Raw genomic sequence first — 14,583 nt, 5'->3', positions numbered from 1 at the left:
TATGTGTAAATCTCTTAGTGAGCGCTTGTACTTGTTAATTCTTTAATAGAAGGTACAAAAGTGGTAAGGTCAATACCCTCAACGGCAGCTTTGTATTCATCAATATTAGGAATTCTTCCAATGATCGCAGAAAGAACTACAACCGGAGTTGAAGCAAGTAAAGATTCACCTTTTTTACGTTCAGAATCTTCAACTACTCTTCCCTGGAAAAGACGTGTAGAAGTTGCTAATACTGTATCTCCTTTAGCTGCTTTTTCCTGGTTACCCATACAAAGGTTACATCCGGGACGCTCAAGGTACATTACGTTTTTATATTCAACACGAGCTTCTCCTTTTGGAGCATTATCATCAAATTCAAAAGCTGAATATTTTTCCAGTAATTCCCAGTCTCCTTCTGCCTTTAATTCATCAATGATGTTGTAAGTAGGTGCTGCTACTACAAGAGGAGCATTAAACTCTACCTTTCCTTGTTGTTTTTCAATGTTTCTAAGCATTTGAGAAACAATCTTAAGGTCACCTTTGTGAACCATACAAGATCCTACGAAACCAAGGTCTACTTTTTTCTCACCTCCATAATAAGAAAGGTCTCTGATGGTATCGTGAGTATATCTCTTAGATACATCGTCGTTATTTACATCTGGGTCAGCAATCATAGGTTCTACAATTACATCAAGATCTACAACTACTTCAGCATAATATTTAGCATTTGCATCCGGAGTCAAAGCAGGTTTTTCTCCTGATCTGATCTCTGCAATTCTCTTGTTTGCTTTGTCAATTAGTCCCTGAAGAACTTTATTATGGTTATCCATACCTTTATTAATCATGATCTGGATTCTGCCTTTTGCAATTTCCAGTGATTCAATCAAAGTATTATCTTCAGAAATGTTGATAGAAGCTTTTGCCTTCATCTCAGCAGTCCAGTCTGTAAAGGTAAATGCCTGGTCAGCAGGAAGTGTACCAATATGAACCTCAATGATTCTACCCTGGAATACGTTTTCTCCTCCAAACTGCTTCAACATCTGAGCCTGTGTTGCATGAACTACATCACGGAAATCCATGTGTTCTTTCATGTTTCCTTTGAACGTTACTTTCACAGATTCAGGGATTGGCATAGATGCTTCACCTGTAGCTAATGCAAGAGCAACTGTTCCTGAGTCAGCTCCGAAAGCCACCCCTTTAGACATTCTTGTGTGAGAGTCACCACCAATGATGATGGCCCACTCATCTACAGTGATGTCGTTAAGAACCTTGTGGATTACGTCAGTCATTGCATGATATTCACCTTTCGGGTCGCGGGCTGTAATAAGACCGAACTCATTCATGAATTTCATCAGTTTCGGAATATTAGCCTGAGCTTTTTTATCCCAAACAGAAGCCGTATGACATCCTGACTGGTATGCACCATCAACGATTGGGGAAATCACTGTTGCAGCCATAGATTCAAGTTCCTGAGAAGTCATAAGACCTGTTGTATCCTGAGATCCAACGATATTCACTTCTACACGAACATCTGAACCAGCGTGTAACACTTTTCCTGGAGTAGTTCCAACAGCATTTCTGTTGAATATTTTCTCTACAGCCGTAAGTCCTTGCCCTTCGTGAGAAATTTCTTTTGATGGAGCAAAAACAGCAGGTGCTTCAATTCCTAAAAGCTGAGCTGCAAATGTCTGTAGTTTTTTACCAAATACGATAGCGTAAGATCCACCCGCTTTGATGAATTCCATTTTTTGCGGAGTGAAAGATTTAGTAAGGTCGATAAGTTCTTTATCGCCGTTATATAATTTCTTTTCTTTTGTATTAATCGTTAAAACAGTTCCTGTTGCTACTGAATAAGCTTCTTCAAGAACGATGTCGCCATTTTCGTTACGAATTGGGTTTCCGTTTTCATCAACTTTCTTTACCCAGTTTTTAAGGTCAACACCAATACCTCCGGTAACGTCTACTGTTGTAAGGAAGATCGGAGAAATACCGTTTGTTCCTCCTACAATTGGAGCAATGTTTACGAATGGTACATATGGGCTGGCTTGTTTACCTGTCCAAAGAGCAACGTTATTCACTCCAGACATTCTTGATGAACCTACACCCATTGTTCCTTTTTCAGCGATAAGCATAACGCTTGCATCAGGATGCTGTGCCTGTAAAGCTTTAATTTCTTCCTGAGCCTCAGGAGTGATCATACATTTACCATGAAGTTCACGGTCTGATCTTGAGTGGGCCTGGTTACCCGGAGAAAGTAAATCCGTAGAGATATCTCCTTCACCGGCAATAAATGTTACTATTTTGATTTCTTCAGCAACTTCTGGCAGTTTCGTAAAGAATTCAGCTTTTGCATAGCTTTCAAGAATTTCTTTTGCGATTTCGTTACCGCTGTTGAATGCTTCCTTCAGACGGGTTGTGTCTGCTTCATAAAGGAAAACCTGTGTTTTAAGAACAGCTGCAGCTTCTTTAGCGATAGCCGGATCGTTACCTAAAGCAAGGTCCAGCAGCACTTCAATAGAAGGTCCGCCTTTCATATGAGATAATAATTCAAAGGCAAATGCCGGGGAAATTTCTTCTACTATGGATTCACCCAGAATAATTTCTTTTAAAAATTTAGCTTTCACTCCCGCCGCACTTGTCGTTCCGGGTAGCGTGTTGTAAATGAAAAATTTAAGAGAATCCGATCGGTCAGCATTACCTGAATCTTTAATCTGTGTAATGATTTCGCTTAGTAATTCAGCACCATCAATAGGCTTTGGATGAAGCCCTTGGGTTTTTCTTTCTTCAATCTCTTTGATGTAATCCTTATAAATATTCATAATAGAAGGTCTTTCAACATTAAAGGTAGGCCTGCTTCTTCTTTACCGGTCTGTACAAATACAGTTAATGACATTTTGAGTTCTCGCATTTTGATGCAACATTAACCGAATAAAGTCAGCATAATCTACACTTTCTTAAAAGTTTTTTAAAATTATCAAACAATTCAAAATGTTCCCAAAATTACGAATTTTTAATATTTTATAGAAACGAAATTATTTAGATTCTTTATAAATATGAATTTTATAATATCTATTTTTGGTCATATTTTTGTAGACATATGGTGAATATGAAAAATATCCTAAATGTTTTATGCATTTTTACTTCGGTTTTCGTTTTTTCACAGACTAAATCTGTGAAGAAAATAACGGTGAAGCAAGGCGTGAAAACAGCGGTTAAGAAAGGGTCTGCAGCTAAAAAGCCTAATCCTGATTTAGTAATAATCAATAAAGATCTTCCGGTTTTGATTCCTAAGAAGAAAGGTGATCATTTTGGGTATGTTAACCAGAAAGGGAAATTTATTATTCAGCCGGAATATCATATTGCCGTATTTTTTTACGAAGACTGCAACCTTCTGAATTCTCCTAATGAAAAAGTTAGAAAATTCGGAACAAAAGAATATGCTACAGTAGAAAAAGATATGATTTCTTACCGGGTAGATCAGTCTGGGAAGAGAGTATACCAGTTCAAAGAAGCCGATTTTGGAAAATGTATATTTGAAGAATATAAACAGCAGCTATTTCAGGCTTATACTCTGAATGGTTTTTACGGCATTATTGAAAAATCAAAATTTGTGAATGCTGCAGATTACAGGCAGTTTCAGATCTATCCTCAATATCAGTATCTGTACATTATGGAAGGTGATGATGTGGCTAATCCCATGATTGTTGCTTCCAATAATGATAAATTTGGAGTGATTGACGTTAACAATAAGATCATCATTCCTTTTGAATATGCCAATATTAAAAGAAACTTTAGCTGGAAACTGGGGAAGATGTTTGAAGTCACGAAAGACGGAAAAAGCTACTATTATGTTGATGCGGACAATAAAACCTATTAGAAAATTATAAATTATAAATTATGAATGATGAATGATGAATGATGAATGGTTCATTCAATAACTCCTATTTTCCGTGATGTTTTTATTATCTCATAACCCAATATCCCGCAACCCGTAACCCGGATTTTACATTCTCTTTTATCTCATATATTTTTTGTAATTTTGCGGCTGAAATAAAGGGGTGCTTTAACAGGCTGAGATTATACCCAATGAACCTGGAACAGGTAATGCTGTTTAGGGATGCGTCTTCATCAGGCGCTTATTGTATAATATCTTATCGATCCCCTTTTATTCATTAAATGTCAAAGATTTATAGAATGAAAGGATTATTTTTTTTAGGGCTTAGCGTAGGCTCCGTAGCCTTTATCCAGGCTCAGAATAAGGATTCTCTGAAAATCAGAGAAATTGAAGCCGTCAACTTTACCAAAAGGCTGCCGGTAGCAAAGGAAATCATCAACGTACAGAAAGATTTAGACGGTAAAAATTTAGGACAGGATCTTCCTATTCTTTTAAAAAATCAAACCTCCATTATTTCTACCTCAGATGCAGGAAATGGAGTAGGATATACCGGTTTTAGAATTCGTGGAGTTTCAGGAAGCGGCATTAATGTAATGATGAATGGTGTTCCGTACAACGATTCTGAAAGCCAGGGGACTTTTTTTGTGAATGTTCCGGATTTAACAAGTTCTGCGTCTCAGATTGTTATTCAAAGAGGGGTGGGAACTTCCAATAATGGTGTTTCTGCTTTTGGCGCAAGTATCAATGTGATTTCTAAAGATCCTGAAGAAAAATTTTATTTTAAAACAGATGACAGCTACGGCTCATTCAATACCTATAAATATTCGGCTGAAGTAGGTTCCGGTAAGTTCTGGAAAAACCGTCTTTCCATAATGGGAAGATATACGCATATTCACTCTGACGGATATATTGACAGAGCTTCATCAAACTTACATTCTTATAATTTCACTGCTTTATTTGAAGAAGGAAACACAAAGCTGCGTTTAATGGCTTTCGGCGGAAGAGAGAAAACCTACCAGGCATGGAACGGGATTGACCGTAAGACATGGGAAACCGATCCTAAATTCAATGTTTCAGGTGCTATTTATGATGTCAATTGGGAGAATATTGTAAGTTTCTATGACAACGAAACAGACAATTACAGACAGAACCACTATCAGTTGCTTTGGGAACAAAAATTCAGTGACCGATGGAATCTTGAAACTACTTTTCACTATACCAAAGGAAAAGGATATTACGAGAACTACAAGCAGGGAGATCCTTTTTCCAGATACAATTTACCTGATTTGACTGAAGTAGGGCAAACTATAAAATATTCAGACTTTATCAGGAAAAAATGGCTGAATAATGATTTTTATGGAGTTGTTTCAACGCTTTACGGAAAGTTTGAAAACTTAGATCTGAATGTTGGTGTTGTTGCCAATCAGTATTACGGAAGACACTACGGAAATGTTACTGGAGTATTTTTTCCTCAGATTGATGAAAGCGAGTATTACAGAAGCCGCTCGATAAAGAATGAAGTATCCGGTTTTGCAAAAGCCTTGTTCAGAGTAGATAATTTTGAATTTTTTGGTGATTTACAGCTTAGAAAAATCAATTATAATACTAAAGTCCTGATGGCTGGTGATGGTGAAGGTGCAGATTTAAGTAAGAACTGGCTGTTTTTTAATCCAAAAGCCGGCGTAAATTACAGAATTGAAGGTGGTAAAGTATTCCTGTCATACGCTCATGCACACCGTGAACCGAACAGAGATGACTTGATGGCGAATAACGATGTTAAACCTGAAAAACTTCATGACATTGAAGCTGGTTTTGAAAAACAGTTCGGGATTGTATCCTTTACAGCGAATCTCTATTATATGTACTATGTGAATCAATTGGTATTAAATGGTGTACTTAATAATGTAGGAGCATTCATCAGAACCAATTCCGGGAAAAGCTACAGAAGAGGTATTGAGGTAGGTGCCCTGGCAAAGCTATCCAAGCAATGGGAAGTTTCCGGAAATGTGACGCTAAGCCAGAGCAGAAACCAGGATTTTAATATTCAAAATGGAGATGTTCCTAAAAGTCTTGGAAATACACAGATTTCATTCTCTCCAAATGTAATTGCCAATGTAGGTCTGAAATTCAACCCTACAAAGAATTTTCAGTTTGCTTTAATGAATCAGTATGTCGGGAAACAATATCTGGACAATACGGAAGATGCAAATCTGCAGCTTAAAGATTATTTCCTGACAGATTTCAACGCTCAGTATCAGTTTAAAATTGCTAATAATGAAATTGCATTAAAACTGTTGGTGAATAACCTGTTCAATAAAAAATATGTCAACAACGGATCCGTGTACGAAGGACAGCCGTATTATTTTTCACAGGCAGGAACGAATTTCATGTTTGGAGTGAGCTGGAAGATTCAATAATGAGAAGGTCGGAAAGTAAATAAGTGAATTTGTAAATCTGCCCTTTTACCCGTTTCATTATAACTGTTAAGCTTAAAAAAAGAAGTTTAAATACCTGTATTTCAGTTTTGATACAGAATAATCAAAAGACTGTCTCGGCAGTCTTTTTTTATATAGGTTAAATATCTTAAAAAGTCATGAAAAAGTTATAAATTTGCTGCCAAATGAATATTTCAGCATACATTTTAGAATACTTAAAACAATTTGGAACTGCCACGGTTCCAGGCTTTGGGGTGTTTTCACTGAAAAATTCTAAGGCAATTATCAATTCCGAAAACGGGAGTATCTTACCTCCAGCCAGTCAGATTGAATTTACAATAGACTACGAAGTACAGGCTGAAGATCTTACTGCTTTTATTGCAGGACAGAAACAGATGTCCTTAGAGGCTTCAAGAAGTGATCTGAAGATCCAGACAGATTTTTGGAAGAAGAAACTTCAGGCCGAACAGGTTCTTGAAATTCAAAACCTTGGAACAGTTTTCATTGAAGAAGGACATACCCATTTCAAAGGAAAAAGAATAGAATCAGGACGTCCGGACTTTTATGGACTTGAAGAGATCAGATTTTCAGATATCAATAACGGAGAAAAGGTAAATCCTTCAGTTAATCGCGAAAAGGATTTCAAATTCAGAAAAACTCTTCTCTGGGTTTTCCTTTTGATTATTCCGGTTTTGGGGATTTTATATCTGGCTTTTACCCAGCAGGAACTTCTTTTTGGTAAAAAGTCTTTCAATAAGGTTTCCGTACAAACCTCTACCCACAGAATTGTAAAAGATACCATTAAGGTGATGGTACATACCCCAAAAGCATCCGTTTCAGATTCTTTGAAAAAAGATTCATTAGCAAAACCTGTCGGAAAAGGAGTAAAACCAGCTCCGGCCGTTCCAAACAACACTAAGACTAGATGGCAAAAATAAAAAAAGCGTCAGACTCTCTGACCATTATGACCAATATCGTTCTTCCGAACGAAACCAATTCTTTAAGAAATCTTTTTGGAGGTGAACTTTTGGCAAAAATGGACCGTTGTGCGTCTATTTCTGCGGCAAGACACTGCGAGAGAAGAGTAGTAACAGCTTCTGTAAACCACGTGTCTTTCAATCACCCGATTCCGGAAGGCGGAGTAGTGGTATTGGAATCTAAAGTTTCCAGGGCATTTTCTACCTCCATGGAAGTATATGTGGATGTATGGTTGGATGACCCGATCAATCAGAAGAAAATTCATACCAATGCTGGTATTTATACTTTCGTTGCAGTAGATGAATTCAACCGTCCGATTCCGATTCCGGAAATGGTTCCTGAAACAGAAGAAGAAAAAGAAAGATTTGCAGCAGCATTCCGTAGAAAAGAACTTTCATTAATTCTTTCCGGAAGAATGAAACCTCTGGAATCTGTAGAGCTTAAAAAACTCTTCCAGGAACCACAGGAGTCTAAGAAAGATAAGAAATAACCTCCTATAAAACACAAAAGACACAAATATCTGGCACGAATTTCCACAAATGGTTTATGCCTAATCAAATGAAAAAAAATAATCAAAATGGATATTTCAGAAAATGATATATCAAAAATTGTCTACGAAGCAGGGTATATAGTTCATAAGACATTGGGTCTAGGACTTTTAGAAAGTGCTTATGAAGAATGTTTGTTTTATGAATTAAATAAACAAGGTATTCTTGTAGAAAGGCAAAAATCGATGCCATTAGTTTATGATGAAGTGAAAATGGATGTGGGCTATAGGCTTGACTTTTTGATTGAGAAAAAAATTGTACTGGAAATAAAATCTATAGAATCATTACAAGATATTCATTTAGCACAAATACTTACATACTTTCGCTTAAGTAATTGTAAACTTGGAATGTTGATTAACTTTAATACGCTTCAATTTAAAAATGGAGTTAAGAGAGTGATTAATGGGATATTATAATTTGTGTTATTTGTGAAATAAATTAGTGTCATTCGTGTTTAAATTATGAAAATACTTCTTTTAGATAAAAATCATCCTCTTATCACTGAGCAGCTTTTGGCTCAGAATTTTATATTGGAAGAGGATTTTACATCGTCTTATGATGAGGTTTGCAATAAAATTGAAAATTACGACGGGATTATTATCAGAAGTCGTATTCCTTTAGACCAAAATTTTCTGGAGAAGGGTAAGAACCTGAAATTTATTGCAAGGGTAGGAGCCGGAATGGAAAACATAGATATTCCTGTTGCTGAAAAACTGGGAATCCAACTGATCAATTCTCCGGAAGGAAACAGAGATTCCGTAGCAGAACATGTGGTAGGAATGCTGCTTGTGATCATGAACAGACTTTTTATTGCCTCTCAGGAAGTGAAAAATGGGATCTGGAAACGTGAAGAAAACAGAGGAGATGAATTGCTGGGGAAAACTGTAGGGCTTATCGGATATGGAAATATGGGGAAAGCTACAGCTAAAAGGCTTTCAGGATTCGGATGTAAAGTGATCTTCCATGATATACTTCCCGGCCTTTCGGATGAATATGCAATACAGGTTTCTCTGGAAGAGCTGAAACAGTCTGCTGAGGTTGTAAGCTTACATATTCCTTTGACTTCAGAAACGCATTATCTTATAGATGAAACATTCATTGCAGAAATGAAAAACAACTTCTATTTTGTCAATACGGCAAGAGGAAAGAATGTGAAAACTAAATATTTAGTAGAAGCGTTGAAATCTGGAAAAGTAAAAGGTGCCTGTCTGGATGTATTAGAATACGAAAAATCTTCTTTCGAGCATATTGAAACTGAAAATGAAGATTTAAAATACCTTCTTGAATGTGAAAAAGCCATTGTAACACCACACATTGCCGGGTGGACACACCAGAGCAAAGAAAAGTTGGCTCAGTTTATTGTAGATAAAATTGTAGCTTCACATTGTTAAACAATGAAAAATAAAAGATAAAAGGCGAATTTACAAAAAGTGAATTCGCTTTTTTATTAACTTTCACTTTTTCGCGATTTTGTCCTTCCAAATTTTATATCTCCCTTCATTTATGTTAAATAATTCATAATGTCCCTTTCATGTTTATTATTTATTTTTGAGTTTTATTAAATTGCCGCTCATTTTGAATCTCATGACGAAGCGTAATTTTATACTTATCCTAACTGTTCTTTTAGCAATATTTTCTTGTAAAAAAAAGTCTGAAGCCAAAGAAGTTTCAGCTGAAAATACGACCAATCTTCCCAACTATGGAAACGTAGATCTGGGAGATATTTTCACGAAAGGTGATGGGCAGCTTCTGAACAGGCAGACAACAATAAGCTATATAGATCAGTATTACAAAAAAATATGGGAAGAAGGCAACCTTAGCGGAGGAATTCTGGTTGCTAAGGGCGATGAAATTCTTTACGAAAATTACAGAGGTTTTGGAAGAGAAGGCAATCAGATGGCGATTGATAAAAATACACCGTTGCATGTAGCTTCGGTTTCAAAGACTTTAACGGCAATGGCAATGATGAAGCTGATTGAGGCTGGAAAAATAAAACTTACAGATCATCTTACTCAGTTTTTTCCAGGATTTCCATATCCCGATGTTACTGTTCAGACTTTATTGGATCAAAGAAGCGGTCTTCCGAAATACGAATATTTTATCACCAAAATACAGCCTGCACCGGCAGAACTTTCAAAACCGTTTATTACGAATCAGGATGTATTGAATATGATTATCAAATACAAACCAGATCTGGCGAGAGATACCGATACAGGATTTATGTACTGTAATACCAATTTTGCTCTATTGGCCTTATTGGTTGAAAAAATAACAAAAACTCCTTTCCCGCAGGCGATGAAAGAAATGGTTTTCACACCCTTGAAAATGAATAATACTTACATTTTCCAGGAAAAAGATATTCCTACAGCCTCTCAGTCATTCTATTATGGGGGAAATAAACTGTATCCTTTAGACAGATTAGATCTTATTTATGGTGACAAAAATGTATATACTACTCCAAGAGATTTGTACAATTTTTCAAAAGCAATGTTTTCGAAAAATTTCCTGAAACCGGAACTCATGGAGATGGTTTTCGCTCCTTACAGCAATGAAAAGTCAGGAATGAATAATTATGGATTAGGATTCAGGATGAAAATTTTTGATAATGGCGAAAAGCTGACGTATCACAACGGATGGTGGCATGGCACAAACTCTGTATTTGCCCACCTTTTAAAATCTAAAGTTACCATCGTGGCTATCGGAAACAAATATTCAAACAAAGTATATACAGCTCTTGCGTTATCCGGATTATTTGAGGATTTTCCTTTACAGAAGGAGAAGTTGCACACCGTTATGCATGATAATAAAGATACTTTAAATTCCGGACAGGAAGTTTTTGGAGAATAATGTTTATTTTTGCTTAAACATTTTCATGAAAAGGTTTCTTTTATTATTTGTTATCTGTTTTCTTGTACATTCATGTGCAAGAGTGGGATCTCCTGTCGGAGGGCCTAAAGATACTTTAGCACCAAGGTTTTTAAGTTCAAACATTGATACTACAAGAATTAATGTCAAAAAAGATATTCACGAGCTCCGTCTGGATTTTGATGAATATGTAACATTGAAGGACATCAATAAAAACCTGATTATTTCACCACCTATTAAAGGGATAACGAGAATTCTTCCTTCGAATATAGCCAACAAATTTGTGCTGATCCAATGGACTGATACTCTTCAGGCGAATACAACGTATAATTTTAATTTCGGAAATTCCATTGTAGATAATAACGAGTCGAATATACTGAGGTATTTCAATTTTGCTTTTTCTACAGGAGACAAACTGGATGATCTTTACATCAGTGGTGAGGTAAAAGATGCAATGGATATTAAAAAGAAAACGGGAACAACAACGGAAAATAAGCTTGTGGTAGGATTGTATCAGGTAAAAGATACGATGGATTATAAGAAAAAACCTTACTATATCACCAAGGTAGATGAAGACGGGTATTATGAATTGAATTATCTGACTCCTGGAAAATATAAAATTATTGCTTTTGACGACGAGAATGGAAATTCTATGTATGACCCAGGAAAAGAAAAGGTTGGATTCCAGAAAGATCCCATCAATGTAGAGAAATCTATTTCAGGATTGAATTTGAAAGTATATCCTTCCAGAAAAGCAGTGAAATATTCAGAAATGAAAGAAATTGCAGGTGGGATTTTAATGTCATTTGAAGGAAATCCAGATGAAGTAAAAGTTCAGTCACTGAATGAGAAAATAAAAGATATCAAAATAATGCATAACCCAAAATCCGACTCTGTCAGAATCTGGTTTGATGCAGTAAAAGATGATGTGGGGCAGACAGCGAATGAAAAACTCACATTTACTCATAATAAAGGTCCCAAAAAAGATAGTGCCTATAGCGTTTCTTTATTTTACAGATATAATAAGAAGAATGCGATGGATGTCGTGAGCGATAATGACGGAACTTCAATCGCTCCAAAAGCAGATTTAAAGCTTGCATCAAACTATATTGTAGATAAAATTGATCCTTCAAAATGGACATTAAAGATCAAAGGTGACAGTTTAACAACTTTACCGTTCACTGCTAAAATTTCAGAAACAAATCCTTATCAGATCCATGTTCAATCAGATTTTGTGATGGGAAAAAGCTATGAACTTACTGTTCCTAAGGAAACCGTATCTTCGTACTATGCAAAAAACAGCCAGTCAAAGCGTTTCGACTTTGATGTTGCTAAAGCAGATCAGTTTGGAAGTGTTGAGTTCTCTATTACCAATGCTCCGGAAGCAAATTATTGGATTCAACTGATCGATTCTTCAGATAAAATTGCCTATCAGAAATATATAAAAGGAGACAAGGTAAAATTTGATATATTGAGACCTGCAGAATATATTGTAAGAATTCTGGTAGATAATAACGGGAATAAATATTGGGATGAAGCAGATTTCGCTAACGATATATTTGCTGAAGATGCTTATATCTTCCATAAAAAAGTAATCGTAAGAGGATTGTGGGAAACAAGAGAAGACTGGGATCTGAAGGATACCAGAACACTTGACAGTCCTAAATCAACATCGGGAGCTCCGGCACCCACATCAACCTCTGTTCCAGCATCAGAAACTCCGCAGCCTGTAACACCTACGGTAACGAAGGAACCGCTGAAAAAAGAATTTAAATCCGGTAATGCTGTTTTAACTCCGGCAAAGTAAGCAGATGAAAATGGCTAAGAAAATCATATTTTGGATATTGGTGGGTTTTGCCCTGATCCAGTTTTTTCCTATTGATAGAATCAATAAACCGGTTGATTCTGCTGCGAACTTCGTTGATGCAAGGAAAGCACCTGAAAAAATCAGAACACTGCTTAAAAATGCGTGTTATGACTGCCATTCCAATGAAACAGTTTACCCGAAATATGCTTTTATTGCACCTGTATCATGGTCTGTAAAAAGCCATGTAAATGAAGGAAGAGAACACCTTAACTTTTCTACCTGGGAAACGTATAATAAGGATTTGAAGAAGGATATGATCACTAAATCTATTCAGACTATCCAAAGCAAAGCAATGCCAATGCCGGGTTATATTGTCTATCATAAAGAAGCTAATCTTTCAGAAGCAGAAAGAGCACTGTTGATTCAGTATTTTGAAGAAATGCTGAAAACGAAGACTTATTAGTATCTAAAATAAAGCGGGAAAAAATAAAAGAGATAGCTTATTTTCAATGCTTTATTCTTCTGTTATATTATTTTAAGATTATCATAAAATAAAAAACTCTCGCAGATTTTGCAGACCGGCAGATGAATGTGTTTTAACAATCTGCTTAATCTACAAACTCTGCGAGAGAATATATTACAAAAATTATTTCTTTAAATAGCTCTCAAAAAATCTCTTCTGAGAATCAAAGGCAATATCTTCAAGGTCTAGCTCCTGTAAAGGAATCCATACTGCTTCTGAGATCTCTGAGAGTTCAAGATTTACCTCAAACTTTTCCGAAACATTATACTCATAAAAGAGATCGATGGTATTGTAATCAATTTCTTTGTATTGATAGATGTTTGGAAGGCTGGTAAGGTATTTCAGGTTAGAAATATCGATATCAAGCTGAAGTTCTTCAAAAAGTTCTCTTTTACAGGTTTCCTCTGCACTTTCTTTAGGGTCAACGAATCCTCCGGCAAGATCAAGTTTTCCTTTTTTAGGATCTCTGTTTCTTCGGGTAAGGTAAATTTCGTTACCACATCTGATGACAACCGCCACGGCGCCTGCCACATTATTATACAAAGTAAAACCACATTCCGGACAGCTCCATTTCTTTTCGCCGTCCCAGTGTAAGGACTCTTTGCCACAGCTTGGGCAATATTTCAATAGTTTCATTGAGCAATATTAATATTTCTCGGGTGATAACTCAAAATAACATCCCTTAATTCTTCCGTCTTCAGATGCGTATAGATTTCCGTTGTTGTAATACTGGAATGCCCCAGCATTTCCTGAATATAACGGAGATCTGCTCCGTTCTGCAGTAAATGCGTAGCAAATGAGTGTCTGAAGGTGTGTGGAGATATTTTTTTGTTAACCCCTGCTTTATCTGTAAGTTCTTTAATGATAAGAAATACAATCACTCTGGACATAGATGTCCCACGGCTGTTCAAAAAGAGAGTGTCTTCATATTTCTTATTGATCTTACCTTTAGAACGTACCTCTTTGATATAATTTTCAAGCAAATCAGCAGTATAGTCGGCCAAAGGTACAAAACGGGTTTTGTTTCCTTTTCCGTTTACCTTGATGTATTGCTCTTTAAAATTGATATTGGAGATCTTCAGATCAATGAGTTCAGAAACACGAAGTCCGCATCCATATAGTACCTCTATGATGCAGTGGTTTCTTTTTCCAAGATCTGTATTGACTTCAATAGCAGTGATAATTTTGTTGATATCAGGCAGGCTTAAGGTATCAGGGAGGTATAATCCCAATTTAGGGCCTTCAAGTAACGCCGCAGGATTGTCTTCACGATATTCATCTTCAAGCAGAAATTTGAAAAAGGCTTTGATGGAAGATATCCATCTTGCTTGTGATCTCTCACTGAATTTCTGTTTAGAAAGATTGAAAATGTATTCCTGCAGGTTTTCGTAACCGATAGAATCTGGGCCGACGTTTGCCAGATCTTCTTTTGCATAATCTTTTAATTTCTTAATGTCCCGAACGTAGGCGTCGAGAGTGTTTTCTGAAAAATTTCTTTCGAAACGAAGAAATATTTCAAAATCTTTGATCTTTTCATCCCAAGTCATTTGTGC

The 14,583-nt window shown here is 36.2% G+C and carries 12 protein-coding genes; 9 read left to right on the top strand and 3 right to left on the bottom strand.

Annotated elements, in window-relative coordinates:
- Window positions 1-14 precede the first annotated feature (14 nt).
- Entirely contained in the window at window positions 15-2,798 is a 2,784-nt protein-coding gene (locus CHRYMOREF3P_RS12570; protein WP_077419500.1) for a bifunctional aconitate hydratase 2/2-methylisocitrate dehydratase, read from the bottom strand.
- A gap of 287 nt (window positions 2,799-3,085) precedes the next feature.
- On the opposite strand from CHRYMOREF3P_RS12570, the gene CHRYMOREF3P_RS12565 reads away from it, so the two are divergent.
- The 9 genes from CHRYMOREF3P_RS12565 (at window position 3,086) to CHRYMOREF3P_RS12525 (ending at window position 12,970) form a co-directional block, all read left to right on the top strand.
- The gene (locus CHRYMOREF3P_RS12565) at window positions 3,086-3,856 is read left to right on the top strand and encodes a WG repeat-containing protein (RefSeq protein WP_232539021.1); all 771 of its coding nucleotides are present in this window, start codon (window positions 3,086-3,088) and stop codon (window positions 3,854-3,856) included.
- 317 nt (window positions 3,857-4,173) lie between these two features.
- Complete coding sequence (locus CHRYMOREF3P_RS12560; RefSeq protein WP_180564762.1) at window positions 4,174-6,291, top strand: TonB-dependent receptor; 2,118 nt, start codon at window positions 4,174-4,176, stop codon at window positions 6,289-6,291.
- A 203-nt stretch (window positions 6,292-6,494) separates the two neighbouring features.
- A complete protein-coding gene (locus tag CHRYMOREF3P_RS12555; protein ID WP_077419503.1) occupies window positions 6,495-7,247 on the top strand; it encodes a hypothetical protein in 753 nt (250 codons plus the stop codon).
- Window positions 7,235-7,777: an acyl-CoA thioesterase gene (locus CHRYMOREF3P_RS12550; protein ID WP_077419504.1), complete on the top strand. Its 543-nt coding sequence runs from the start codon at window positions 7,235-7,237 to the stop codon at window positions 7,775-7,777. The genes CHRYMOREF3P_RS12555 and CHRYMOREF3P_RS12550 overlap by 13 nt, the downstream gene beginning before the upstream one ends.
- A gap of 87 nt (window positions 7,778-7,864) precedes the next feature.
- Window positions 7,865-8,251 (top strand): GxxExxY protein, encoded by a 387-nt coding sequence (locus tag CHRYMOREF3P_RS12545; protein ID WP_317169696.1) that lies wholly within the window; start codon window positions 7,865-7,867, stop codon window positions 8,249-8,251.
- A gap of 45 nt (window positions 8,252-8,296) precedes the next feature.
- Window positions 8,297-9,226, top strand: coding sequence for a 2-hydroxyacid dehydrogenase (locus CHRYMOREF3P_RS12540; RefSeq protein WP_077419506.1), 930 nt, complete (start codon window positions 8,297-8,299; stop codon window positions 9,224-9,226).
- Between the two features lie 193 nt (window positions 9,227-9,419).
- Entirely contained in the window at window positions 9,420-10,682 is a 1,263-nt protein-coding gene (locus tag CHRYMOREF3P_RS12535; protein WP_180564761.1) for a serine hydrolase domain-containing protein, read from the top strand.
- Window positions 10,683-10,707: 25 nt separating this feature from the next.
- The gene (locus CHRYMOREF3P_RS12530; RefSeq protein WP_180564760.1) at window positions 10,708-12,507 is read left to right on the top strand and encodes an Ig-like domain-containing protein; all 1,800 of its coding nucleotides are present in this window, start codon (window positions 10,708-10,710) and stop codon (window positions 12,505-12,507) included.
- 4 nt (window positions 12,508-12,511) lie between these two features.
- Complete coding sequence (locus CHRYMOREF3P_RS12525) at window positions 12,512-12,970, top strand: heme-binding domain-containing protein (RefSeq protein WP_180564759.1); 459 nt, start codon at window positions 12,512-12,514, stop codon at window positions 12,968-12,970.
- Window positions 12,971-13,153: 183 nt separating this feature from the next.
- Here CHRYMOREF3P_RS12525 and CHRYMOREF3P_RS12520 read toward each other — a convergent pair whose 3' ends face one another.
- On the bottom strand, window positions 13,154-13,666 hold the full coding sequence (locus tag CHRYMOREF3P_RS12520; protein ID WP_077419510.1) for an NUDIX hydrolase: 513 nt from the start codon (window positions 13,664-13,666) through the stop codon (window positions 13,154-13,156).
- Window positions 13,663-14,577 carry a site-specific tyrosine recombinase XerD gene (gene xerD / locus CHRYMOREF3P_RS12515; protein WP_077419511.1) on the bottom strand — a complete coding sequence of 305 codons (915 nt, stop codon included), beginning with the start codon at window positions 14,575-14,577 and terminating at the stop codon, window positions 13,663-13,665. Before xerD ends, CHRYMOREF3P_RS12520 begins: the two co-directional genes overlap by 4 nt.
- Between the last annotated feature and the right edge of the window lie 6 nt (window positions 14,578-14,583).

It is taken from the genome of Chryseobacterium sp. JV274 (genome assembly GCF_903969135.1).
Classification (GTDB): Bacteria; Bacteroidota; Bacteroidia; order Flavobacteriales; family Weeksellaceae; genus Chryseobacterium.
The sequence above is the reverse complement of the archived record's forward strand: the minus strand, read 5'-3'. Positions and strand labels throughout refer to the sequence as shown.